This is a genomic window from Arthrobacter sp. YAF16, from assembly GCF_052113385.1.
Lineage (GTDB): Bacteria > Actinomycetota > Actinomycetes > Actinomycetales > Micrococcaceae > Arthrobacter.
In genome coordinates this window covers 161,240-185,523 of record NZ_JBFRDC010000001.1, presented here as the reverse complement: position 1 = coordinate 185,523, position 24,284 = coordinate 161,240, and the positions used below count along the sequence as shown (strand labels likewise).

The following is a 24,284-nucleotide window of genomic DNA, read 5'->3' as shown; positions in this document are numbered from 1 at the left end:
AACTTCAACCCTTTGACCCCGCCGATTTCGAGCCCGACGGCGGAGGCGCGTCTTCGCGTGTCCTGTCACCACTCAGGCGCGTTCATCGGCTAGCTGTCGCCGGCCGCAGAACATGGCTCTGGCGCAGAAGTAGTCGACGGGTTCACCCCATAGTAGCCCGGCGGGCCCACGGCGCGGGGAAGCGTCGCCGCAGGTCACGGTAGGTATTTGAGACATCCAGGGCGAATCAATGGAACGGGCCAATTGACGAATATCAGTTAGCACGATTGACACTATGAAAAGACATAATGTGCATTACTCTGGGAATACCCGCGGCAGACGGGGCTATTGGCAGCGCGCTTGGCGCGCTTTATTGGGGGATAACTGAATGTTCGCATCAAGGGTCGGGCCGCGCCGTTTTATGACTGCTGTCGTGGTCATGCTTACGGCTTTTCTTCTTTTGGGATTCGTTTCGCCGACCAGCGCGGCCACCACCACCGGCGGAATCACCGGCCGGATTTCAGGGGCGGCGGGTGTCGATGGTCGCCTTGCAACGGTTAATGTCTACCCGGCTGATTCCCCCAACGGATCTTTTGGTGCATTCCCCGCGGACGACGGAACATACGCCCTCGAACATCTAAGCGCAGGGGCATACAAAATAGAGTTTGCTAGCGGTGCCAGCGGCGGCCTAACCCAGTGGTACGGCGGTGGCACTTCTTTTGAAACGGCGAAGTCGATCACCGTCGCCGGCGGCGCCACAGTGTCCGGAATCAATGTGCTTCTTGCCAAGGGCGCAAGCCTTGACGGGAACATCACCCTCCCGGCCGGGATGGATCCCAGCGGGATAGATCTGAGGCTCTACGACGCCGTCTCGGAATCCGCGCTGGAGGCCCAAGGGGGCGCCGGCTTGTCCAGTAACGGAACTGACGTGCATGAGTTCTACATGGCGGGCCTTCCGGCCGGATCCTACAAGCTACTGATCTCCGGGGGTAACAGCGGCGCCCAGGACCAGTGGTACGGGGGCGCAGGCACGATTAAGAGCGCAAAGACGCTCACACTGACGACAGGGCAGGATCTCGAAGGAATCGACGCAACCCTGACGCGCGGAGGAACAATCAGCGGCACCGTATCCCTGGCACCGCGCTCCGATCTTCCCGGATCGGATGTATCTCAGGTTTCGGTGTATGCGTATAACGCCGCCGGGGCGGCGCCCGACAAGTGGGCCCTGAGCCTTCGAAGCGCCGAAGTCCAGCCCGACGGAACCTACACGCTCGTCGGATTGCAGACGGGGTCCTACAAACTAAAATTCAACAGCAGCAACTACGAATTCCACGCAGTTGAACAGTGGTACAAGGGGAAAGACGGGTTCGCGTCGGCCAATTCCGTGACCGCGACCACCGGGAACGACACCCCCGCCGTCAACGTCATCATGACCCAGATGGCGGCCGTCAGCGGCAAGGTCACCGTGCCCAAGGGCGCCGACGCCACCAAAGTCTCCGTCTACATGCAAAGCACCGCTTCCTCGAATCCCAGCACCTACTGGGCCACCCCGCTGGCCGACGGTTCCTATACAGTGAGCGGCGTCGACCCTGGCTCCTACTTGGTCGGCTTCTCGGACAGTGCCGACCATATCCTCTTCCAATATTGGGGAGGCAGTTACAGCCCCGACAAGGCCAGGGTCGTCGTTGTCGGTCCAAGCCAGAGCGTCACCGGCATCAGTCCCACATTGATCAAGGCGGGTGCAATCCGCGGCAAGATAACAGCGGCCCCGGGTACGGATCTCCGAGGGACGCTGAATATCTACCAGGACGACGCGGCAAAGACATGGCAAGGCCGAGTCATGACCAACGCTGACGGCACCTACTACTTCCCCTACCTCAAGGCAGGCCGCTACAAGCTCGACTTCAGGGTCGGCGGCAACGCTTCCTACTGGTACAAGGCCGGAACGTCTTTCGCCTCCGCCACCCCCGTTGCCGTGCTCGATGCCCAGGAAACGTCAGGGCTCGACTTCTTCCTCCCGGCTCCTAAGCCACTGCCGCTGGCTAGCGCCCCCATCCCGAGGGTTGCCGGTCTGCCGACCGTTGGGCAGCGTCTCACTGCGACGCCAGGGGTGTGGCAACCCTCACCCGTCACCCTCACCTACCGGTGGCAACGAAACGGTTCGACAATCGCTGGGGCAACCGGGGCCAGCTACACCCTGGCGAAAGCCGACATCGGCAAGACGATCACGGTGACGGTCACTGGGGCCAAGTCCGGTTTCGCCTCTGCCTCCCGCACCAGCGCGGCCACCAAACCGATCACCGCACCGAAGGTGTTGACCACCGCACCCACTCCCCGCATAGGTGGCACTCCGGTGACCGGCCGCCGCCTCACTGCAATTGTGGGCACTTGGCGACCGAGCGGAGTTGGGTTCCGCTACCAGTGGTCCCGGTCAGGCAAACCCGTCACGGGTGCAACCGGTGCCAGCTATCTTCTTACCAAAACGGACATAGGCAAGACCATAAGGGTCACCGTAACGGGCAGCAAAACGGGGTACTACTCCCTGTCCCGCACGAGTGGTCAGACGAAGTCCATCGCAAGATCGAAGTAGCCGCATGCGTTCCACGAAAAGGCGAATCCAGAGAAGACCTACTGTCCCCTCTTAGGCCGAACCGATCGAGCGAAAAGAGCTGGCAGCCACAGAAAGCGGCTGCCTGCTCTTTTGGCATTCCAGCCCGAAGCTCGGCACAGCCGCCCGGACCCAGCCAATGCCCGATGATTCCTAACCCCTCCCGCCGGGACAGCGAGGTGCGCCATAGGCGCCGGCCTATCCGGCCGGGCGCTGTCCTCGCCGATCCGCGCCTTGACCGTGAGGCCGTCCCCGGAGGCGGCAACAGCGACAGGTGCATCGGCTCTCCCCTGACTGCAGTGAACGCGGCATCGGCACTTGATTGCCACGGCGGATGGGCGGGGTAGCGTGGCCTACTTGGTATAGGTGTAAGTTCCCAGATGCAGGACGGTTGTGGTGGGGGTTTTGACTAAGGCCCAGTCAACAACCAGCGGGGCCCTGCCGTCGGCATAGTAGAAGGTGGCCTGCGCCCCGTCGAAGACGACTTTCCCTTCTGCTACGTGAGCGGCTTGCACGTCGTTCCCGTTGATCAACGTCCAGCTGGCGTCGTTCGCAATGGTCAGATGAAAGTTCTCTGATACGGCCCCTCCCCCCTTCCAGTGTCCTTCCACGCCCTCGGGTACAAGGGGCGTCGGAGTTGGGGTGACCGGCGGTGGCGTGCTCGAGACTACCGATGACGCGCCGACATACGCCGTTGAACTGCTGGCGGGTACAGGCGAAGGTGCCCCACCGGCAGGGAAGCCCGCGAGAGTGCCACTGGTGAATAGCGCCGTAACTAACGTTCCCGCCAAGGCGAATCCGCCGGTTATCCATGCGGCCTTAGCCGCCGTGTCCCTTTGCGACTGGTCCATGTCGCCTCCTGGTCTCAGCCCCTGTGCCCAGACTGATCCGTGGGTCAACAATGTGTCAACACCCAGCAGGCGAACAGCCTCACGGTCGCATTCACATTCAGGTGAGCTGCATCACATACTGGAACCCTGGCGGAAGCCCCGCCAAGAAGAAGGGCCAGTCGAGGGATGGGAGCAGAGCATGATGAGCCAGGACCACACGGCACCGGAGACCAAAGGTGTTAAGTCGGAGTTGCTTGCCACGGTTGACCTTGGCCCGGAGATCGAGGGCATGGCAGGGCGCCAGCTTCGAATGCGGATGGTGACCATCGAGCCGGGCGGCGTCTTCGGTCCGGTTCACGACCACAAAGGCCGGCCTGGCCTCGTCTACATTCTGCAGGGAACGATCACCGACCACCGGAATGGAGTCGCTACGGACTACGGGCCGGGGGCAGGATGGCCCGAGGATAGGGAAACTCTTCACTGGCTGGAGAACAGAGGAACCGTTCCGGCAGTGGAGATCTCGGTCGACATCGTCAGCCAGGAGTAATCCCGCGTCCTTCACGCCGAGACGCCAGCCATCCGGCGGCCTAGAGGGTTGCGGCTTCTTCCTGGGCCAGTCTGATCATCCGCAGCTCGTCCTCCACGGCTCGGGCGGGCCAGTAGTCCTTGGCCAACTCGTCGGCGCGGACTCGGTCTGCCGCCGGGAAGAGCTTGCCGAACAGGCCGGCCGCTTGCAGCAGGGCAATTAGCGCCGTGGTCCTAGCGTCGGGCGCGGGCGCAGCCGGCGTGCCGGCCCCGGTGGGCGTCCCGGCCACGGGCGTCCCTGCCGCGGACGTCCCGGCGTCGGGCCCCGTCGAAGGAGACGTCCCGGCGTCGGGCACCGTCGAAGGAGGCGCCCCGGCGTCGGACGTTTTCGCATCAGGTGCGCCGGGGACCGGTGCGGCACCGCTGAGTGCAGCCTCGAGCTTCTTCAGAAGCGCAGCTTTCGAAGCGTGGTCCACCTCGGGGTACCGGGTGGACCGGAACACGCCGAGGTGTTTTTCGCCGACATGTTCCACGATGCCCAGTGCCGCCATCCGCTCGTAGACACGCTGCACTTCGGCGCGGCCCTCCAGCATCGCGACCCACCGTTTGGGAGTGTGAGGCCGTGATTTGCCGCGGATGAGCTCCAGCTCGTGCTGGAAATCCGTCGGCGGGGCGGCGCGGGTAGCCCGGACGTTCTTCCCCTGCAGCTCGATGGCACCGATCAGCTCCAGCTCGGCCAAGATTGCCCCCGCCAGCGTGGTTCTGAGTGCAAACACCGGCACCTCCGGTTTGCCGTCTTTGTCGTTCGTTGCCAACAGCAGGAAGGCCTGGGGAAGGTTCAGCTCCGCCGGCTTCGGCGTTTCAGCGTTCATACCAACATGGTGGCGCGGTTGGGCAGCCGCCGCATGAGGATTTCGTCCCGGGTCCCCGGAGACAAATGCCCTCGACTCCCGCCGTGCCGACCGGTAAGGTTCCCCGCATCTGTTCCGGACACTTCTGGAGGCCATGGTGCTCAAGCGAATCAGCAGGATGACAGGCGCACTGGCGGGGCTGCTGCTCACGCTCGGCATGATCGCACCATCAGTGCCGGCTGTAGCCTCGACGGGCTACGACATCGACTCCGCCTCCAGCCTGCAGGTGGTGGTCAACAAACACCGGCCGTTGAACCCCGCCACCTACGTGCCGGCCCGGCTGGTCAGGGTCCAGGGGGAACAGCTGCGGACCGAGGCCGCGGACGCCTACAAACAGTTAGCCAAAGCCGCCAAGTCGGCCGGCGTGAACATCATTCCGGTCAGCGGCTACCGTTCTTACAGCCAGCAGGCAAGCCTCTACGACAGCTACGTGCGCCAGTACGGCCAGGCAACGGCCGATACCCTCGCCGCGCGGCCCGGCTTCAGCGAACACCAGACCGGGCTGGCGATGGACATCGGCAACGCCAGTGGGGTCTGCGCCCTGCAGGCCTGCTTCGCAAACACCCCGGCCGGTAAGTGGGCGGCCGCGAATGCCGCGAGCTATGGATTCATAATCCGCTACCCCGCGGGGGCCGAGGACGTTACCGGCTACACCTACGAGCCTTGGCACCTGCGTTTCGTGGGAAAGGCCATCGCCCAGGAGATGAAGGACTTCCCCACCCTCGAGGATTACTTCGAGCTGGAACCCGCCCCTGATTACCTCTAAGCCAAAGAACGTCCGGGACCCCGCGAGGCGATAACTTGGTGGAATGACGGCTAGCTATAGGTACGACGTCGAAATCCTGCACCTGCTCGTGTCGCCCGCGCACGCCTACTTCGGCCGCGCACGGGAGGGCGCAGCCGACGTCCCCACCGCAGACGCCGAGCAGGCCACGTTCGTGGCCGGCAAGGGCATCGTCGGCGACCGGTTCTTCGGCAAGGCCGCGCACATGGATGCCGCCGTCACCGTGTTCGCCGTCGAGGCCCTCGAAGCCATCGCCGCAGAGCTGGGAACGGCAGCCCTTGACCCACTGCTCACACGTCGCAATGTGCACATCAGGGGAGCCCACCTGGCCCCGCTGCTCGGTCACGAATTCGCGTTGGAATCCGGCGGCGAGCTGGTGCGGCTCAAGGCCGGGCGGCCGGCCCATCCGTGCGCCTGGATGGATGCGATGCTCGCCCCGGGCGCCCACAAAGCTATGCGCGGGCGGGGCGGTGTGCGGTGCCAGGTGCTTTCGGACGGGGTCCTGCACCGCGGCCCGGCAGTGCTGATCAGTCCGGTCCCGCTTGACCCGGACCGCGCGGGCGAACCGACGCTGCTGCGCCCATCGCGCTTGCCCTAGTCCGACGCATGCCGTCGACTCGCCGACGAAACACAGGGGCACGAGCAGACGGTATCCGAACGCCGGGCGGTCCTGACAAAAGAGGGCAAAGTCCCGGCCCGCCGGTTCGCGACACGGGACCGGTCAGCCAGGCCGGGCTTCGCTTTCGTAGACTCTAGGGAGATCCGACGTGTCCCCTCCGGAGACATGCCCGCCACAGGAAGAGTCATCGATGAAGATTATCGTCCTAGTCAAGGAGGTCCCCGACACCTACGGGGACCGAAAACTGAACCTTGAAACAGGCCTCGCCGACCGTGAAGCCAGCGAGACAGTCATTGATGAGATCGGCGAGCGGGCCCTGGAGCTGGCCCTGACGTATGCCGACGCGAACGAGGGCACCGAGGTGACCCTCCTTTCCCTCGCTCCCGAGGGCGCGACGGCCACCATCCGCAAGGGGCTGGCGATGGGTGCGGCGAGCGCCGTCCACGTCTCTGACGAGGCGCTCCGGGGCGCTGACCTGGGGCTTACCGCCGAAACCCTCGCAGCCGCGATCCGCCGCGTCGAGTTTGACCTGGTCATCACCGGCAACGTCTCCACCGATGGATCCGGCGGCATGATTCCCGCGATGCTCGCCGAGCTGCTTGACGTGCCGCTTGCTTCCGGTCTCAGCGCCGTGGAGATCAGCGACGGCGCGGTGTCCGGGACCCGGGGCGTGGAATCCGGCGTGCAGCAGGTATCGGCGAAGCTGCCTGCGGTTATTTCCATTACCGAGGCGCTTCCCGGGCCGCGCTTCCCCAACTTCAAGGGAATCATGGCCGCGAAGAAGAAGCCCCTTGAGGTGCTGACCCTTGGCGACCTCGGGATCTCGGCCGACAACCCGGACGCGGCGCGGTCGATCATGCTGGCGGTGGCCGAGAAGCCCCCGCACGCTGCCGGCGTCAAGATCGTTGACGAGGGTGATGCCGGCGAGAAGCTGGCCGACTTCCTGATCGAAAACCGACTGGCGTAGGAGTAACGACATGACTGAATTCCCTCGTGACGCAATCCTCGTCGTCGTGGAAGCCCTGGCTTCCGGTGAACTTGAGAAGGCTGCGGCCGGGCTCTTCGGCGCTGCCGCCGCGGTGGGCACGCCGGTTGCCCTGGTGCTTGCCGAGCCCGGCGCCGGAACGGCCGCCGCCGCGGAGGCCGCGGACCTGGGGGCCGCCCGCGTGCTGATCGCAGAGTCTACGGATCCGTCCGCGCTGGGCGTGCCGGGCGTCGACGCGCTTGCCGCCGCGGCGGAGCAGGTGCAGCCGGACGCCATCCTGATTTCGCATTCCCTGAACGGACGGGACCTGGCCGGCCGGTACGCCGCCCGGTCACGGGCAGCGGTGTGCGTCGATGCCGTCGGTGTGTCCCGCGATGACGAGGGCGTGGTGGCACACCACTCCGTCTACGGCGGCGCCTACAACGTGACGTCGACGGCCACGTTTGGGGCGCCGGTCATCACGGTCCGCCAGGGCTCCATCGAAGCGCGTGCTGCGGCCCAGCCGCCGGCGTCGGAAACCCTGGCGGTGACGCCCTCCGGGAAGCCGGCAGCGCGGGTCGACTCCTTCGAGGAGGCCGTCGCCGCCACCTCGCGGCCGGAGCTGCGCGGTGCCGCGAAGGTTGTCGCCGGTGGCCGCGGCCTCGGGTCGGCCGAACAGTTCGCCCTCGTTGATCAGCTCGCCGATACGCTCGGCGCTGCCGTTGGTGCTTCGCGTGCCGCGGTGGACGCAGGCTTCGTTCCGCAATCGCAGCAGGTCGGGCAGACCGGGGTTTCGGTGTCCTCCCAGTTGTATATCGCGCTTGGTATTTCCGGCGCGATCCAGCACCGGGCCGGCATGCAGACCGCCAAGACGATCATCGCCATCAACAAGGACGCGGACGCGCCGATCTTCGAGATCGCCGACTTCGGCGTGGTGGGCGACGTGTTCAAGGTTGTCCCTCAGCTGATCAGCGCCCTTGAGGCCCGGAAGAAATAGCGATGGCAACTCATTCCGGGTCCATCCGACGGGGCCTTCCGCGCGTGCCGGGCGGCGAGCCCTGGCCGCCAGCAGGCCAAGCACCCGCGCGCCTGCTTTCCTCCGCGGCTGCTGCGCAGGAAACGGCACCAGATACGACGGCGCTGTCCGCTCCGGTGCCCGCAGTCAGCGCTCCTGCCGTGGACGTCCCGGCAGCAGCTGCGGGCGGGCGGCAGCTTCGCCGGGGCTTGCCGCGGGTGCCGGGCGGCGAGCCCTGGCCGCCCGCCGGCGAGGTCGCGGCACCGGTGGCATCCGTGTCAGAGGCTCCGGCCCCAGGCGGCGAGCCTGCGCCGACGCCGGCCGCGCCGGTCGCGCAAGCGAAGCTCGCCGCTGCGACCCCCCAAACGGAACCAACGGCGACGTCGTCGGCGGCTGCTCCGGTCACCGCACCAGCCGCGCAGACGACGGCGGCGGGGTCCACCCAGCTGCGCCGCGGGCTCCCCCGCGTCCCCGGCGGTGAACCGTGGCCTCCGGCAGGCCCCGCTCCGGCGCGTGCTGCAAGCCCCGCTCCTGTCGCTGCGGTGCAGGCGGCCCCGGAACCTGTTACCGCGGCTCCTGCCCCGGCTGCCGCCGTCGTCATCGCGGAGACCACTGCCCAAGCGGAGCCACCGGCGCCGCCGAACGAACCGGTCCCCGCATCCCCCGCGGCCGCGGCCGCTCCGGCACCCGTGGCAACGCCCGTCGTCGCCGTCGAAAAGCCCGCAAAGCCCGGAAGGCCGAAGGCCGCAGCAAAGCTCTACGGCTCCCGCACCCCGGCCCAGTGGGTCAAGCTCGCCGTCGTCGCCGTGGCCGCCGCCGCAGTTCTTGTCCTCGCCGCGCGCGGAGTGACCACGCTGCCGGGCGTGCCGGAGTTCCTCGAGAGGTACCCCGGCGAATATGGCCTGCCCGACACCGCCGAGACCGGCTTCCCGTGGTGGGCGCAGTGGACGCACTTCCTGAACATTTTCCTGATGGTGCTCATCATCCGCTCCGGCTACCAGGTGCGCACGCAGCAGAAACCGCCCGCGTTCTGGACCCCTAAGCGCGGTGGTAAGAAGATCAGCATCAACCTTTGGCTGCACCAGTCGCTCGACGTCATATGGCTGGCCAACGGGCTCATCTTCGCGGTGCTGCTGTTCGCCTCGGGCCGTTGGATGCGGATCGTCCCGACCAGCTGGGAGGTGTTCCCGAATGCGCTCTCTGCACTCCTGCAGTACATGACACTGGACTGGCCGGTCGAGAACGGCTGGGTGAACTACAACAGCCTGCAGCAGCTGATGTACTTCCTCGTGGTGTTCGTCGCGGCCCCGCTCGCGGCAATCACGGGGGCTCGCATGAGCGAGTTCTGGCCCAAGAACGCGACGACGCTGAACAAGGTCTACCCGGTGGAGGTGGCGCGCGCGCTCCACTTCCCGACAATGCTGTTTTTCGTGCTGTTCATCCTGGTCCACGTGTTCCTGGTGTTCGCGACCGGTGCGCTGCGCAACCTGAACCACATGTTCGCCGGCACCGACGAGATGAACTGGGTGGGGTTCTGGCTCTTCGCGGCCGCCATCGCCATCACCACGGCCGGGTGGTACGCCGCCCGGCCGCTCGTGCTTGCACCCTTCGCCAAGCTGTTCGGCAAGGTGAGCAGCCGGTAGGCGTCAAACGACGGTCTGCCTCGATCGCGAATCGCTATCGAGGCAGACCGTCGAGGCTGGAACTATCGGCCCTGTTCCCTGTTTGCGCTGGATTCCGGAGAACGGGGGCCGGCCGCCGTCCAGCCATTCTGATCATCGAATAGGGGGCGTCTGACGGCCAACAAATGTTGTGCCAGCGCCACATCCGGCTGGCCGGGATACGTTTCCACGAGTCCGCTGAGATGTTGTCTTTCGCGCTCACGCTCCGGGTCGGCGTCCGCCATCAATGCCCCAATGATGGTCATGGCCAGGCGTCGGATCTCCGGCATCCGCTTCTCGCCTGAAGCTCCGGTGGCCCTGTTGCCGTCGGGGCCGGAACACGAAATCCCGGGCCTGCCATGACTGCGTTCCGGAAGCGAAGACGGACTGGTTGGCATCTGGTGTCCCTTATTCCTGTTCCAGTAGAAGCTGGAACGGATCCACGGCCATACGCGCTCCTGGGAGCGGGTGCTCAACGCGGCGGACTCTATCATTATTGTACGCCCGTACCGCAAGGCCCCCGCTTGGGCGACCAGCCAAACCGTGCAGCAGCTCCCGCGTCTTGCCGTGACACAGCCTTCGCCGAGTTCGACGACGAATACCGGCCCATGCCCTCCATTCCGAAGGTGCCAACGTGGAAAGAGAGCCGCGCATCCTGGGTGGTGGACCGCGACATCTTTCCTCGGGTGTACTGGAACCTGATCCTGAAGGGACGCGCGTAGCCCCGCGCTCTACACTGGCTGGATGGAGGCTACGGTCCGCGGTGTTCCTGTGCATTACGTCGAGTCCGGCAGCGGTACGCCGGTTCTCGCATTGCACGGCGTTGGCGTGGACCACCGCGAAATGGCCCACGCCCTCGAACCGGTCTTCACTGCAGCTCCTGGGTTTCGGCGCCTGCACCCTGACCTGCCGGGGATGGGCCTCACGCCGGCGCCAGCGGCCCTCGCCAGCAACGATGATGTCCTGGACCTCCTGCTCGGCTTCATCGACAACACCATCGGGGCTGGACCTCTTCTTGTCATAGGCCACTCCTATGGCGGGTACCTAGCCCGTGCCGTTGCCCAGCACAGACCGGAGCAGGTGATCGGGCTGGCGCTGGTCTGCCCGATGGGGGCCCGCACCGGCAACGTGCCTGAACACAAGATCCTTGTGTCATCGGCCGGCCTTGGCGTCGAGCTCAGCCCGGAACTCGAGGCTTCCTACCGCGGCTACTTCGTGGTCCAGACGGCTGAAACGCTGCGCCGGTTCCGGGACGCCGTGGCCCCGGCGGCGCCGCTCGTTGACGAATCCGCCCTGACGCGGATTTTTTCGCGCTGGGAACTGCAGGAGCGCCCGCAGAGTGTGAAGACCTATCCGCATCCCGTCCTGATCCTGGCGGGACGGCAGGATTCCACCGCCGGTTACGCCGCCCCGGCCGATCTCGCGGGGCAGTACCCGCGCTGCACCCTGGCCGTCCTCGATCACGCCGGCCATGCATTGTTGCATGAGCAGCCCGCCCTGGCTCAAGCCCTGATCGTTGAATGGCTCGCGCGGGTGCGTGAGCACTCCGCGGCCTGATACGCCCCCTCTAGAGTCCACCCGGAGCCGGTTAATCCATTCGGTATAGTATTCCGATGGGCTGGCAGCTCTTGCACCGGTCCCCCTCACCCTCAGACCAAGGAGCCTCGTGGGCCCGCAAGCAACGGAACTGACGGTCTCCGACAACGGGCCGGGCCACGCCCCCGCCCGGGACGCAATGCAGGGCGGGCTGATCGGCATCCTGGCAGGGCTTCTCGGATTGGGCCCCTGGTTAATCACCGGGGCACAACTGCCCCTGCAGAACCTGTGGGCCGCCGACGTCGCTCCGGACCGGATGCCGGCGTCGCTTCTGCCGCTCAGCCAGTACAAGCTCACCACCATCGTCGCCCTCCTCACGGTAGGCGGCGCGGCGGCCGGACTCGCGGTGCGTCTCTGGTCCCCCGCCCGACGCCGACTGGCGACGTGGTGCGCGGCAGCCGGGGTTCTCGGTGTCCAGGTCACCGCGTCCGTCCAGTCCTTCACCGTGCTCGACGGCGGACTCGCGGGCGGAACGATGGCCCGCCTGTACTTCGCCGGCCTGCTGGCGGGCGTGGTCCTGTCCGTCGCGGCGGCCCTCGTCGCCCTCCTGCTGGTCTCGTCGACGTCGCGGGCCCCGGTCGCACTGGGCGTCGGACTCATGGCGGCGCCGTTTGCGTCGTGGCTGGTGGAGTGGGTTGCGGGCGTCGTCGGGCCCCTCAACATCCCGGCAGCCGTGCCGACGGCCGCTCGCTGGATTCCCGCCATCCTGGTCGGCTGCGCTTTGGCGTGGTGCGGCCTTCGCCCTGCGCGTCGTGCCGTGGTGTGGCTGGTGGACCTGGCCCTGTTGTGGGTGGTTCCGGCCCTGTTTATCTCCGTCAATTACGTGCTCGGAACGCGCGTGGCGGCGGGCGACCTGCAGGAGATGCTGTTGATGAGCCGGCAGATCCTGGCGGCCACCCTGGGACCCGCGGGCGGGGCAGGACCCCTCGTCCTGCTGGCCTTCGTCCTCGCCCTGGCAGGGCTGGGTGCCCGGACCGTCGCAGTTCGCCGTCGGCGGGCCCTGCCCGCCGACTGACCCGGCCGTAACAGCGCAGCCTGTATCCGCCGTGCCGCCGCTGTGTTCCTACCGGCCGGTCGTCATTACACTGGGACGCATGACCGAGCACGAACCGGTCCCGCCGCACACCGCTGTGGCCCCCGACGCCGTCGACGCCCCCTTGCGAAGTTCGAAGCAGCGCTCCCGCACCTTCTACGGGATCCTGCTGAACACCGGCCTGGCCAACATCACCACCAGTTACCTGTGGTTTGCGCTGACATTCTGGGTGTATTTGGGGACGCGCAACGTGATCGCCACCGGAGTAGTCGGCGGCGCGTACATGCTGCTGATCGCCCTTTCCAGCATCAGCTTCGGCACGTACGTCGACCGCTACCGCAAGCTGGCCGTCATGCGTTTTGCCGCCGCCTTCACCCTCGCGATGTTCGTGCTTTCGGGGGTGATGTTCCTGCTGACGCCCGCCGACTCGCTGCTGGACCTGACGCAGCCGTGGTTCTGGACATTCATGCTGATCGTCCTGCTCGGCGCCGTGGTGGAGAACATGCGCAACATCGCGCTCGCGGCCACGGTGACTATCCTGATCGACCCGGACCGGCGGGCCAACGCCAACGGGCTGGTCGGGATGGTGCAGGGGCTGATGTTCATCGTCACCTCGGTGTTTTCCGGTGTGTCGGTCGGGCTACTGGGCATGGGCTGGACGATTGTCGTGGCCGTGGTGCTCACCGCGCTGGCCTTCGCCCACGTGCTCACCCTGCGCATGCCCGAGGAGGTCCGCGCTGCCGCCACGGACGCGCAGGGCGGCTTTGACCTGCGGGGCTCCCTCGCCGCCGTCGCCGCCGTTGCCGGACTGTTCGCGCTGATTCTCTTCTCCACGTTCAACAATTTCATCGGCGGCGTCTACATGGCCTTGATGGACCCCTACGGCCTGGAAATGTTCCCGGTAGAACTGTGGGGCACGTTCCTGGCACTGGGTGCCACCGGCTTCATCGTAGGAGGGGCGCTGGTCAACAAATTCGGACTGGGATCCAACCCGTTGCGCACCATGCTCCTCGCAGTGATCCTGATGGGCCTCCTCGGCGCGGTCTTCACGCTCCGGGAGTGGGCCTGGCTGTACGTCGCCGGCATCTGGCTGTACCTGGTCCTGGTGCCTGTCGTCGAGGCCGCCGAGCAGACCGTCATCCAGCGGGTGGTGCCGCTGCAGCGGCAGGGGCGCGTGTTTGGATTTGCCATGGCCTTCGAATCCGCCGCCGCGCCGATCACAGCGTTCCTGATCGCGCCGATCGCCCAGGTCTGGATCATCCCGTACGCGCGGTCCGCTGAGGGGGCCGCCCAACTAGCCCCGCTGCTGGGAGAGGGGACATCCCGCGGTATCGCCCTGGTGTTCCTGATCTCAGGAATCATCCTTATTGCGGCCGCGCTGCTGGCCTTCCTGGCCCCGGTCTACCGCCGGGTCTCGGCGTCGTACGCGGGGACGGATGCCGGTGTATCGCCGTTGGTGGACGGCCGCTAGGACGCGGGACCGGTTCCGTCAGGCAGGCTGGCATCGATTGGAAAGGTCATGAAGGCCGGCGTCTCGTACGGGTGCGCGGACAGTGCCGCGCTGACGACGGCGTTCCGCCGGGACCGCGGATAAATGGCTTCGATCCGCGTTTCCGGGACTTCCTCAGGGGAACCGAGGGCGCCGATGGCCGGGGTCGCGCCCGGCAGCGGCGTGAAGCGCCCGGTCCCTTCGAGGCTGAACGAGCAGTGTGAGTAGTTGCCCAGCCTGCCCGCCCCGGCATCGCCAATGGCCTGCCGGACGGCGTGCGCAGCGTCGGTGGGGACGTAGATGACCAGGCAATCCATAGGCTCCATGGCTGAAAGTCTGGCACGGGGCCGCGTAGGCCGCGCGGATAAGGCTGGCGCCGTCAGCTGGCGGGGTCGTACTGGAAAGCCCGCACCTCCTGCGCGCAACGGCAGGAGGCCGCGATCTTCGCTGCCCACTCCAAGGCCGCCTGGTACGAGGGCAACTCCAGCACCGAATAGCCGCCTTCAAGCTGCGCCGTCTGCGGGTAGGTGCCCTCGCGCACGGTCCCGTCGCCGTCGACCATGACGGGCGGGATGCTCTCGTCGATGCCGCCGCCGAACACCCAGACGCCTGCGTCCTTCGCCTCCTGGACCACCGCGTGCGACGCATCCGCTACGGACTGTAGCTCTTCCTCGGGGAAAACCATGGCGGCACTCGGAAACGAGATCAGGTACTTGGTCATGGCGTCGACTCCTTCTTCGGGGGCGCTATCCGTCGGCTCGTCTGAGTGGCACCGCTCTGGCGCCTAGCCCGATTATGGCCCCGGCGCCCGCCGCGTGGTCAAGGTGGAGCCTCAAGACCGACCGCAGATCGCCTCCGAGGCGTGCAACGGATTGTGGCGCCAACTTCGTCCATTTCGAATTGAATGTGAAACGGAAGTCATTGCAATCTGTAGTCATTGGCAAAGGGAATAGAACCCGTTGCTCCATCACGGTTCCAAAACATAAATAGTGAAGAGGCTCTGTCCACTCTGGCGACCAGAGTTTCTTCATTTTTTGCCGGCGATCCACAAACGAAAGAGGACATGATGACAATCCACAACAACGGCCACCAACTGCACGTCAACGGCAGCTTTGAGATGGAATTCGTGGTTGCCGGCGAGGACGAACACGGTCTTCCGTTGCTCGAGGTAAACATGTATCCGGTCGTCGTTGCAGGGATGCTCGGTGACAACGTCGCCTTTGGGATGGACGGCAAGCACCTGGTGGCTGGACTGACGATTCCGCTTGAGGATACGGGGTTGAGCACCACGGACTTGGACTCGCTGCCGCTTCATGGCGGCTGGGCGACCATCTCCACCGCCCACGGCGAAGGCCTTCGCCCGCAGGATCTGGAGGAAACGTTCGGACGTCGACCCGCCCTCGTTGTCCTCGAAGCGTTGGCAGACGCCCTGCTCTCCGAGAGTATCAACGTTGACATGAAGGGCAGTCCCTACCGATCGCTGGAACTGTCCGAAGACAACCGTTACGAGGAGGTTCTAGCCATGCACGGGAATTTGCGGAGCCGCATCGAAGCGGAAGAACAGGAACAGGTGACGCATGACGTCTTCAACGCCATGATGAGTCGAGAATTTTTCGCCTAGCGCGAAGCAGTCAAGGCAGCAGACCGCCCGCGTGCGGTCTTTTTTATGCCCGAATCGCATGGATATCGACATCACCGACACACGAAATCAGGAAGCGAATCAAATGAACCACCTTAGTGCCTCCAATATCCGCCCCAATCAGCAGTTTGAGGTACTGACCTCAGCGTCCAAAGCCTGCACCCCAACCCCTGCAGCCAGCTTCGAAGTTGCGGACGCGCGCCGCCCTTCGGCGACGGAGTCCGGTTGGCTGTCTCAAATTAGCGTGTGGCTGAGTACATTAAGGCCAGTCGAAGCCGCTGGCCTCTGTTGGTTCGGCCCCGGGCGATCTATCGCAACTGGACCGAGTCACCGCACCAGACGCAGTAGGCTCCGGTGCATGATTACTTTCGAACGAGCACGGCAGATCGCTCTCGAATCGATCGGTCCGACGTGGGTAACGGACGAATGCGGTGAATATGTCGTTGCCGACTACGGTTTCCAAGACGACCGCGCCTGGTGTCTCGTCGACGGTGGCCGCCGGCTCGTCTTTGACGGTGACTGCAGTTGCCAACTCATCGGCCGAGGCTCCACACTGGTCGACAAGCGAACTGGCGAAGTCACTTCCCTGAATTACCTCGAAGACCCGGAGCGGTTCGACGCCACGATTCAGGTCGGCCAGCATCCTCCCGAAGACTCTGTCGGCTAACAGAAGTCAGCGCCGTCGTCGCGGTGCGGAAAGGTGCTGGTGGGGCTGGCACGACGGCGTTGAAGCACAAGCTTCACGCCGCCGGTCCGCTTGCGGGTAAGCTACAGGACCCAAGATTCAACGCTTCCTAGGGACGTTCACGCGAACGTCATCGGCCTGGACCTCGTCGAGTTCCCACCTCTGGTACTTCGGGTGGTCGGGGTATTTCCAGCGAAGATAGTCCCTGACTACCTTTCCCGGTCGCTGCTCGTTGGTGTAGCCGAGTTCGCGAGCGAGTTCGGCAGGTTTATATGTAGCCACAGCATTGAGTGTAGGTTCTGAAGTGGCGGTCAAGATGGACGGCGAGTCGGCCAGCCTGAAGATTCCTTCGGAAGATCCCTCACCGGACATCGCCGGTGAACGCGTGGGAGCAGTTCCCTCTAAGCCTTGTCTTTGGCCCACCACAGGAACTCTGCAGCGTGCTGCTGGTGTCGGAATCCGTCGCCGAGCAGGGCAATCAGCAAGTCGTTGCTCCACAGGATGAGGCGTCCAATCGTCCAGTCCACCCTCTCGGGATCCGGCAGTTCGAGACCCCAGAGCGAGCGTGCAATCTCCCGCTTCCCGGCCACGCCGGTGTACATGAGAATCGTCAGGAACCGCTCTGGATCGACGACGCACAGCACCTTCGTCAGGAGCGACTCCTTGAAACCCTTCATCGCAGAGGGTGTGGTGCCCTTGATGAGAGCGGTGAGGCGGTCCTCCAGATCGACGGGCGATGTGCCACGAAGCAGATACTCGACTGCATTGCGGACCTGTGCCGCGCCGGCCTCAGCCCCCATATCGTTCCAGGCCTCATTGAAGACGGACATATTCCCTGGGTTGGCGCCCACGTTGGAGTTGGCGAACCCCTTGAGATCCAGAGGATCCGCTTTGGGCAGGCCCTGGGCGCTGAAGACCTGCTGGTACTTGGCCCAGTACGGGGCAACGTTGGGCTCCGGCTCGGGTTCCCTTTTCAGGAACTCCGCCTTGAGTTCGTTCGCCCGTGCGAACTTCTCGGGATCGACGTCCCCGGGCTTTGGGAAACGCTTCTTGATGTCCTCGAGGGTCGGCAGCGGGATCTTCTGCCGCTCCGGTTCCCCGCGGAGCCACTCGTGTCCGCAGTGTCCGCACTGGAGCTTGCGCTCGCTCCCAGTCAGCCGCTCGACCAGCACAACGTGTTCGTCGGTGTCGCAGATGGAACAATCGAGATCAATTGCCATGGGATCTACCTTCCGAACACTCTCAACATGGCCGCAGTTGGGCCACCCACACGGTAACAGCCCTAGCGGCCAAGCCGGCTCAGGACCCAAGCTGGTCCCGGCGGCGACGTAGGGTGGGGGCCTTGGCCGAGTTGCCCACCAGTTCGATGGCTTTCTCATACGCATCACGAGCCTCCCGGACGCGGCCAAGCCTCCGCAGCAGCTCGGCGCGGGTGGCCGGCGATGCCCGGCTCCAGCTCCCGCACGGGCGCTTGAGCTCAAAATTCGGTCCCCCGTAACGTCGTGTCGTGTGAGAGGCGTGACCTCTAGTGTCTGCCATAGTTGGGCCATGACAACACCAGAGCTCCCTGGGGCGGGCTCACAGCAGTCTTCGCCCCACCAGTCACAACAAACACTTCTTACGGAGCCCGGTGGGGCACCAGCGCAGATGCTCCCAGGTCAGCCGACGAAGCCGAAAAAGCCGTTGAACGTCGTCGGTCTCATCGCTCTTATTGCAGCCGTTATCGGCTTCATCTTCGCCTGCATCCCTGGCGCTCTCATCGTGGGATGGATCCTTCTGCCGATCGCATTCATCTTGGCGCTGGTTTCCCTATTCCTCAAAGGCCGGGCGAAGTGGATGGGCATTGCCGCGTTGATCGCCTCGATCGTGGGAACCATCGTTGGGTTCGCTGTGTTCTTTTCTGTCGTAACCACTTCGGTCCACAACGCCATTGGCAGCGGGGACACCAAAGTCGTCACGCCGTCCAACCAAGCAGGCGCCAACAGTGGAGCAGCACAGGAGACGTCGGCTGCCGATACTGGAACCCGCGAGAATCCATACCCTATCGGCTCGGTTATCGAATCAAAAGACTGGCGCATCGTCATCAACTCGGTCACCCTTAACGCTTCTAAGGCCGTTATCGCGGCCAACCAATTCAATGACCCGCCGGCAAAGGGTTCGGAGTACATGATGGTGAACTACTCCGCGACTTATGTCGGCGACGACGCCGACGGGCAGATGCCTGCCTTCATCTCAGTCGATTACGTCACAGCTGATGGGACGACTGTGGACGGACTCCGCAGCATTGCCGTCCCGCCGAAACCCATCAACACCACGAGCACGCTCTACAAGAACGCCACCGCAACTGGCAACAAGGCCTTCGAAGTGCCGAGCGCAACGGCAGGCAAAGGTGTCCTCGCCGTCCGGCCCGGCATGCTCGCCGACAAGGTCTTCGTAGCCGTCAAATAGGACATTCAGAGGAAAAGTACAAAGCCCCCGGCGGTTCGCCGGGGGCTTTGTCGTGCCAGGGGACCGCATAGTCCCGTTTGCGATCATCGGTTCTTCGATCTAGAGATCACTTGGCCCGAGCACCAGGTTGCCCGTGCCATTCAGCAGCCGAAAGCCCTTCGGAGATCGAACTAGCGAAAACCGAGCGCCCCCGCTTGGTTCACGACCCCAGCTGGTCCCGGCGGCGCCGTAGTGTCGCAGCCTCGGCCGAGTTGCCGGCCAGTTCGATGGCTTTCTCGTACGCCGCCCGCGCCTCCAGGGCGCGGCCCAGCCTCCGCAGCAGCTCCGCGCGGGTGGCGTGGTATGCGTGATACCCGGCCAGGTCGGATTCAAGTCGGTCGACGGCGGCCAAGGCCACCTGCGGCCCGTCCAGTTCCCCCACCGCGACGGCGCGGTTGAGCGCGACGATCGGCGACGGGTCGATGGCCACCAGCTGGTCGTAGAGCGCGACGATCTGTGACCAGTCGGTGTCACGGAAGTCGCGGGCAGAGGTGTGAACGGCGTTGATCGCCGCGAGCAGCTGGTACGGCCCCGGCGCAGCCCCGGACGCCAGGCGCTCCCGCACCAGGCGGTGGCCTTCGGCGATCAGCGCCGCGTCCCAGGTTCCCCGGGCCTGCTCGTCAAGGGTCACCAGCTCGCCGCCTGCCGAGACCCGGGCAGCGCTGCGAGCCTCGGTCAGGAGCATCAGGGCCAGCAGCCCGGCCACCTCGCCGTCGTCGGGCATCAGGCCGCGGAGCAGGCGGGTGAGCCGGATGGCCTCGGCGGTCAGCTCGGAGCGGACGGGGTCGGTGTCGGGTCCCGTCGCCAGATAGCCCTCGTTGAAGACCAGGTAGAGCACGGCGAGCACGCCGGAGACACGCCCCGGCAGGTCCTCGGCGGCCGGCACGCGATACGGGATCCGCGCGGCCTTGATCTTGGCCTTGGCGCGGGTGATCCGCTGCCCCATGGCGCTCTCCTGCACCAGGAAGGCCCGGGCGATCTCCGGCACGGTAAGCCCGCCCACCATCCGCAGGGTCAGGGCCACGCGGGCCGGCAGGGCTAGGGCCGGGTGGCAGCAGGTGAAGATTAGCCGGAGCCGGTCGTCGTCGATGGCGGAGGGAGGTTCGGGAGGGTCGTCGTCGAACACCAACTGGGCCTCCTGGTGTTTGCCGTCGCGTTTGTTCTCGCGCCGGAGCCGGTCGATGGCCTTGCGCTTGGCCGTGGTGGTCAGCCAGGCGCCGGGGTTGGCGGGGACGCCGTCGGACGGCCACCGCTCAACGGCAGTGGCAAACGCCTCGGCCGCCGACTCCTCTGCGAGGTCGAGGTCGCCGAAGCGGCGGGTCAGGGCGGCTACCACCCGGGCCCAGTTCTCCCGGTAGGCCTGGCTGACGGCGCCGCCGATGTCGGGTCCGTTCACAGGAACGGCCGCACCTCGATTTTCCGGTTGCAGGCCTTCGATCCCTCGGCGGCGAGCTTCAGGGCGACGTCGAGATCGGGAGCCTCAATGATCCAGAACCCGGCGAGGTACTCCTTCGACTCCACGAAGGGCCCGTCGGTCATCACCGCGTCCCCGCTGCGGTTGTCTATGACGGTCGCCGTGTCCGGGAATCCGAGGCCGCCGGCGAAGACCCAGTGCCCGTCGGCCTGGAGCTGGTCGTTGAACTCGTCAATGGTCGCCATCTCCTCCGACGGCGCGAGCTCAAGCTTGTCGTTGATCACGGACAGCAAATACTGCATTTTGAGTCATCTCCTGCGGTTTGGGGCACCCCTTCTGGACGCCCGCTCACCCTTACTACGAACAACTCTGCCGCTATTCGACAGGAAATGGCAGCAGCCCGCACCGCGATTTCGCCCCGATCCAGGCGGCCCTAAACCCCACGGCCCGGATGCCGTAGCCTAGGACCCACCCACTCGAAGTGGAAGGACCGGCATTATGAGCTTTACCTCCTCCGGCCGCGCCCAAACCCCCGTCCTGGACATCGGCTACGAGTCCACCGGCGATCCGCGCGGGACGCCGGTGGTCCTGCTGCACGGATTCCCGTACGACGTCCGGGCCTACGACGACGTCGCCGCGATCCTCGCCGGTGAGGGCGCCTTTGTGCTGGCGCCGTACCTTCGCGGCTTCGGCCCGACGCGTTTCCTCGACCCCGCAACGATGCGCTCAGGACAGCAGGCGGCCCTGGCGCAGGATCTGCTCGACTTCCTGGATGCCCTCAACATTGAGAAGGCCGTCGTGGCCGGCTACGACTGGGGCGGCCGGGCGGCTTGCATCGTGGCGGCGCTGGAGCCCGACCGTGTCGCCGGCCTCGTCACCGTCAACGGCTACAACATGCACAACCTTGCCCGGTCCGGCGAGCCGGTGAACCCGGAGTGGGAGCGGAGCTACTGGTATCAGTACTACTTCCACTCGGAGCGCGGGCGCCGCGGGCTGGAACGGAACCGGGACGAACTGTGCGAGCTGCTGTGGCGCACATGGTCGCCGTCCTGGGTCGGGGCACGCGAGGCGTTTCCCGCCAGCGCCCCGAGTCTGCACAACCCCAACTTCGTCGACGTCGTTATCCACTCCTACCGCCACCGCTACGGACTGGCCGACGGCGACCCTCGGTATCAGCGGTTCGAGGACCTGATTGCCCAGGAGCCGAGCATCACCGTTCCCACGGTGGTGCTGGAGAGCGGGGACGACGGCGTCGGCGGCCCGGCGGCGAGCGAGGACCGGGACCATTTCACCGGCCCCTACAGCGAAATCCTGCTGCCGCGCATTGGACACAACGTCCCGCAGGAGGACCCGGGCGCGTTCGCGCAGGCCGTGGTGAGCCTGCTCGATTAGGGCGTATTGACGGGATTCATCAACGAGATCTGCCGTTTGATCTGTTCGAGCTCATCCTCGAGCCGGTCGACGGTGGCGCGGTACTTTCCGAACTCGGCCGCCCGGCGCCTGGCCATCGCGAAACTGATGCCGGCAGCGAGCACGGCCAGCGGGAACGACACCAGCAGGCCCCAGCCGGACACGGCCAGGAAGTCCAGCGCGACGGGAAGGGCGTGCTTGAATGCCAGAAACTCATTCACCCCGCCCACCACGCTGTTCAGGGCCGAGTCCAGGGGAGCCAGAAATTCGCCCACGACGGGCGTCCCCGCGAACGACGGCGCGCTCAGCGGCTGCTCTCCCCCGGACCAGCGCGGATCACCGAAGTGGTTCAGGATGTAGATTCCGGCCCCCGCGTTGAGGGCCGCGAACAGCAGGACGGAGCCTAGCGCGGTCCAATGCAGCCGGCGCGGACGCCAGAGGCCCGCCGCGAGCGCGAAGACGGCAGCCGCAACCCAGGGGAAGATGCGCAGGTTGTCGAGGCTCATGCCGCCCAGTAAATCCAAGGAAATTGTCCGCCGCTCAAAGTTTGGTTCGCTGCTTGTTCCGATCGCAAGCGAGCTTATCCCAGTCATTGGCCGGCCTCCGACGGCGGGTGTGGCGGCAGCTGACCTACGTCGCCCAGTCGTCGTCCCCGTACGCCCGGCCGCGGAAGTGCGCACGGAGGTACTCGCCGACGACGGCGGCACCCAGGTCCCCGGTGTCAGGCGCCACCACCCGGCCGTCGACCCGCCGGGCCATCCGGGCGACGAAGCGTTCCAGGCCCGGATCATTGCCCAGCCGGAAGAACGTGGCCTGGACGCCGGCGCGGCCCAGCCGGTCCAGCTCGGCGACCGTGACCCGGATGGTCTCCGGGTCCGGCGGATACGAGAACCACGACTCGCCGTCGGACTCCAGGTGCGCGGTGGGTTCGCCGTCGGTCACCACCAGCAGGACCGGCTGCATCGACGGGTGCTGGCGGAAGAACCGGCCGGCCAGCAGCAGCCCGTGGTGCAGGTTGGTGCCCTGTTCCCGGAATGCAGGCAGGGCCGTGAGCTCGCCGATGTCCATGGTCTGCGCGTAGCGTCCGAACGTGATCAGCTGCAGCCGGTCGCCGCGGAACTTGGTGGACACGAGGTGGTGCAGGGCGAGCGCGGTGCGTTTCATCGGCACCCAGCGCCCCTCGGCGGCCATCGAGAAGGAGACGTCCACCAACAGCGCGACGGCGGCCTGCGTGCGTGCCTCCGTTTCGGTGACCTCGATGTCGTCCACGGCCAGGCGCAGGCCGTGGCGCGGGTCGCGGCCGTCGGCGATGGTGCGGCGGATGGCGTTGGTGATGGTGCGGGTGACGTCCCACGGTTCGGCGTTGCCGAACTCCCAGGGCCGGCTGGAGCCGGTCTGCTCGCCCGCCGCCCCGGCCACGCGCGTGTCCCGGCGGCCCTGACGGCCGGAGAGTTGCTTGGCGGTGTCGCGCAGCAGCGACCGGCCGAGCCGCCGCATGGCCTGCGGGGAGAGCTTCAGGTCGCCGTCGGCGCCGCGCTGCAGGAAGCCGCCGTCGTGCATGGCCCGCTCGATCTCCGCCAAAGTGCGGGCGGACACCGCCGCGTCCGGACCGAGCTGGCGGGCCAGGGCGTCCAGGTCCAGGTCGTCCAGGCGGGAGCCGTTGTAGGACTGCGAGAGCTGTTCCGCCAGCTCATCCAGCTCGGCAAGGTCCTGCAGCACGCCGGTGCCGTCGCCGAGGCCCAGCCCTTCCTCGCCCTCGAAGCGTTCGGAGCCGGACCAGTCCTCCCCGGGGCGCAGCGCCTGCAGGTTGGCATCGAGTTGACCCAGCTGTGCCATAAGCTCCGGCGATCCGAACGCCTGGGCGGAAAGCCGCATCAGTTCCTCGCGCTGCTCGGCGGACATGGACTGCATGAGCCGCTGCGCGGCGGCCGCGCGCTGGGCAAGCGCGTCGATTAGCTCCTCGACCGACTGCGGGTTCTCCGGGAAGTGCTGCCCATGGTTGGCCATGAACTCCTGGAAGTCCGCGTCGGTGTCCTCGCCGCGGCGATGCTTGTCGAGAAGTTCGTTGAGGTCGGCCAGCATCTCGGCGACGGCCGCGCGGTCTTCCTCCGTGGCGCCCTCCAGCGCCTCCTTCATCCCGGCGAACCGCTGGTCCAGGATTTCGCGGCCCAGCAGGTCCTTGATCTGCTCGTAGGCCTCGCGGGCGGTGCTGGACTGCCAATCGTAGGAGGCGAGCTCGTTGACCGCCGCCGCCGTGGATTTGGGCAGGTTCTGCAGCTGCATCTCGCGGAAGGCGCGGTCCGTGTCGTCCATCCGCACGTCGCGGGCCAGCTGTTTGCGCTCCTCCAGCACCGCGGTCTCCAGCAGTTTCTGGACCTCGTTGAGGGTGCCGTCCAGCCGGTGCTGGCCCAACAGGTCCCTGCGCCGCTGCTGGACGCGGCCGGCGAGCTCGTCGAGACCTTCCCGGTTCCGGCCGCCGCGGCGCAGGTACTCCTGCAGGGCGTGCCGGGGCGAGTAGCCGGCCATCACGTCCTCGGCGACGGCGTCCAGCGCCTCCGCGAGGTCCACCGGCGGCGCGAGCGGATCGGGCCCGCCCGCGTAGCGGCTGTAGCGGGACCGGTGGTGAGCGGTCATG

23 protein-coding genes are annotated in these 24,284 nt (G+C 66.0%); 14 read left to right on the top strand and 9 right to left on the bottom strand.

Annotated elements, in window-relative coordinates; all coding sequences use genetic code 11:
• Positions 1 to 412: 412 nt before the first annotated feature.
• Positions 413 to 2,569 (top strand): hypothetical protein, encoded by a 2,157-nt coding sequence (locus tag AB4Y91_RS00870; RefSeq protein WP_441416707.1) that lies wholly within the window; start codon positions 413 to 415, stop codon positions 2,567 to 2,569.
• Between the two features lie 1,047 nt (positions 2,570 to 3,616).
• On the top strand, positions 3,617 to 3,964 hold the full coding sequence (locus AB4Y91_RS00865; protein ID WP_441416706.1) for a cupin domain-containing protein: 348 nt from the start codon (positions 3,617 to 3,619) through the stop codon (positions 3,962 to 3,964).
• A 40-nt stretch (positions 3,965 to 4,004) separates the two neighbouring features.
• Here the strand turns inward: AB4Y91_RS00865 and AB4Y91_RS00860 are convergent, their stop codons facing one another.
• On the bottom strand, positions 4,005 to 4,814 hold the full coding sequence (locus AB4Y91_RS00860; RefSeq protein ID WP_441416705.1) for a GPP34 family phosphoprotein: 810 nt from the start codon (positions 4,812 to 4,814) through the stop codon (positions 4,005 to 4,007).
• Between the two features lie 157 nt (positions 4,815 to 4,971).
• Here AB4Y91_RS00860 and AB4Y91_RS00855 point away from each other — a divergent pair, with 157 nt between their 5' ends.
• From AB4Y91_RS00855 to AB4Y91_RS00820, 8 genes are all read left to right on the top strand, one after another.
• Complete coding sequence (locus tag AB4Y91_RS00855; protein WP_441416704.1) at positions 4,972 to 5,619, top strand: M15 family metallopeptidase; 648 nt, start codon at positions 4,972 to 4,974, stop codon at positions 5,617 to 5,619.
• Positions 5,620 to 5,662: 43 nt separating this feature from the next.
• On the top strand, positions 5,663 to 6,235 hold the full coding sequence (locus AB4Y91_RS00850; protein WP_441416703.1) for an MOSC domain-containing protein: 573 nt from the start codon (positions 5,663 to 5,665) through the stop codon (positions 6,233 to 6,235).
• Between the two features lie 211 nt (positions 6,236 to 6,446).
• The gene (locus tag AB4Y91_RS00845; protein ID WP_441416702.1) at positions 6,447 to 7,223 is read left to right on the top strand and encodes an electron transfer flavoprotein subunit beta/FixA family protein; all 777 of its coding nucleotides are present in this window, start codon (positions 6,447 to 6,449) and stop codon (positions 7,221 to 7,223) included.
• A gap of 10 nt (positions 7,224 to 7,233) precedes the next feature.
• Complete coding sequence (locus AB4Y91_RS00840; RefSeq protein ID WP_441416701.1) at positions 7,234 to 8,217, top strand: electron transfer flavoprotein subunit alpha/FixB family protein; 984 nt, start codon at positions 7,234 to 7,236, stop codon at positions 8,215 to 8,217.
• A gap of 2 nt (positions 8,218 to 8,219) precedes the next feature.
• Positions 8,220 to 9,878 carry a cytochrome b/b6 domain-containing protein gene (locus AB4Y91_RS00835; protein WP_441416700.1) on the top strand — a complete coding sequence of 553 codons (1,659 nt, stop codon included), beginning with the start codon at positions 8,220 to 8,222 and terminating at the stop codon, positions 9,876 to 9,878.
• Positions 9,879 to 10,640: 762 nt separating this feature from the next.
• On the top strand, positions 10,641 to 11,453 hold the full coding sequence (locus AB4Y91_RS00830; protein WP_441416699.1) for an alpha/beta fold hydrolase: 813 nt from the start codon (positions 10,641 to 10,643) through the stop codon (positions 11,451 to 11,453).
• A 109-nt stretch (positions 11,454 to 11,562) separates the two neighbouring features.
• The gene (locus tag AB4Y91_RS00825) at positions 11,563 to 12,507 is read left to right on the top strand and encodes a hypothetical protein (RefSeq protein ID WP_441416698.1); all 945 of its coding nucleotides are present in this window, start codon (positions 11,563 to 11,565) and stop codon (positions 12,505 to 12,507) included.
• 79 nt (positions 12,508 to 12,586) lie between these two features.
• On the top strand, positions 12,587 to 13,996 hold the full coding sequence (locus AB4Y91_RS00820) for an MFS transporter (protein WP_441416697.1): 1,410 nt from the start codon (positions 12,587 to 12,589) through the stop codon (positions 13,994 to 13,996).
• On the opposite strand, the gene AB4Y91_RS00815 is transcribed toward AB4Y91_RS00820, so the two are convergent.
• Together AB4Y91_RS00815 and AB4Y91_RS00810 are read right to left on the bottom strand one after the other, a co-directional pair.
• Positions 13,993 to 14,340 carry a hypothetical protein gene (locus AB4Y91_RS00815; RefSeq protein WP_441416696.1) on the bottom strand — a complete coding sequence of 116 codons (348 nt, stop codon included), beginning with the start codon at positions 14,338 to 14,340 and terminating at the stop codon, positions 13,993 to 13,995. The two genes, AB4Y91_RS00820 and AB4Y91_RS00815, sit on opposite strands and share 4 nt — an antisense overlap.
• Positions 14,341 to 14,393: 53 nt before the next feature.
• Positions 14,394 to 14,735: a YciI family protein gene (locus AB4Y91_RS00810; protein ID WP_441416695.1), complete on the bottom strand. Its 342-nt coding sequence runs from the start codon at positions 14,733 to 14,735 to the stop codon at positions 14,394 to 14,396.
• 345 nt (positions 14,736 to 15,080) lie between these two features.
• On the opposite strand from AB4Y91_RS00810, the gene AB4Y91_RS00805 reads away from it, so the two are divergent.
• Both AB4Y91_RS00805 and AB4Y91_RS00800 read left to right on the top strand, forming a co-directional pair.
• Positions 15,081 to 15,635 carry a hypothetical protein gene (locus AB4Y91_RS00805; RefSeq protein WP_441416694.1) on the top strand — a complete coding sequence of 185 codons (555 nt, stop codon included), beginning with the start codon at positions 15,081 to 15,083 and terminating at the stop codon, positions 15,633 to 15,635.
• A 376-nt stretch (positions 15,636 to 16,011) separates the two neighbouring features.
• Entirely contained in the window at positions 16,012 to 16,320 is a 309-nt protein-coding gene (locus AB4Y91_RS00800) for a hypothetical protein (protein ID WP_441416693.1), read from the top strand.
• Positions 16,321 to 16,437: 117 nt separating this feature from the next.
• Here the strand turns inward: AB4Y91_RS00800 and AB4Y91_RS00795 are convergent, their stop codons facing one another.
• Both AB4Y91_RS00795 and AB4Y91_RS00790 read right to left on the bottom strand, forming a co-directional pair.
• Entirely contained in the window at positions 16,438 to 16,620 is a 183-nt protein-coding gene (locus tag AB4Y91_RS00795; protein WP_441416692.1) for a hypothetical protein, read from the bottom strand.
• Positions 16,621 to 16,739: 119 nt separating this feature from the next.
• Positions 16,740 to 17,558 (bottom strand): hypothetical protein, encoded by an 819-nt coding sequence (locus tag AB4Y91_RS00790; RefSeq protein ID WP_441416691.1) that lies wholly within the window; start codon positions 17,556 to 17,558, stop codon positions 16,740 to 16,742.
• A 328-nt stretch (positions 17,559 to 17,886) separates the two neighbouring features.
• Between AB4Y91_RS00790 and AB4Y91_RS00785 the strand changes: the two genes are divergently transcribed.
• Positions 17,887 to 18,786: a hypothetical protein gene (locus AB4Y91_RS00785; RefSeq protein ID WP_441416690.1), complete on the top strand. Its 900-nt coding sequence runs from the start codon at positions 17,887 to 17,889 to the stop codon at positions 18,784 to 18,786.
• A gap of 199 nt (positions 18,787 to 18,985) precedes the next feature.
• Here the strand turns inward: AB4Y91_RS00785 and AB4Y91_RS00780 are convergent, their stop codons facing one another.
• Entirely contained in the window at positions 18,986 to 20,221 is a 1,236-nt protein-coding gene (locus tag AB4Y91_RS00780; RefSeq protein WP_441416689.1) for an RNA polymerase sigma factor, read from the bottom strand.
• On the bottom strand, positions 20,218 to 20,541 hold the full coding sequence (locus AB4Y91_RS00775) for a YciI family protein (RefSeq protein WP_441416688.1): 324 nt from the start codon (positions 20,539 to 20,541) through the stop codon (positions 20,218 to 20,220). Before AB4Y91_RS00775 ends, AB4Y91_RS00780 begins: the two co-directional genes overlap by 4 nt.
• A 196-nt stretch (positions 20,542 to 20,737) precedes the next feature.
• On the opposite strand from AB4Y91_RS00775, the gene AB4Y91_RS00770 reads away from it, so the two are divergent.
• Entirely contained in the window at positions 20,738 to 21,631 is an 894-nt protein-coding gene (locus tag AB4Y91_RS00770; protein WP_441416687.1) for an alpha/beta fold hydrolase, read from the top strand.
• Here AB4Y91_RS00770 and AB4Y91_RS00765 read toward each other — a convergent pair.
• Positions 21,628 to 22,155 carry a hypothetical protein gene (locus tag AB4Y91_RS00765; RefSeq protein WP_441416686.1) on the bottom strand — a complete coding sequence of 176 codons (528 nt, stop codon included), beginning with the start codon at positions 22,153 to 22,155 and terminating at the stop codon, positions 21,628 to 21,630. The genes AB4Y91_RS00770 and AB4Y91_RS00765 overlap by 4 nt on opposite strands.
• A 124-nt stretch (positions 22,156 to 22,279) precedes the next feature.
• A complete protein-coding gene (locus AB4Y91_RS00760; protein ID WP_441416685.1) occupies positions 22,280 to 24,283 on the bottom strand; it encodes a vWA domain-containing protein in 2,004 nt (667 codons plus the stop codon).
• Between the last annotated feature and the right edge of the window lies 1 nt (position 24,284).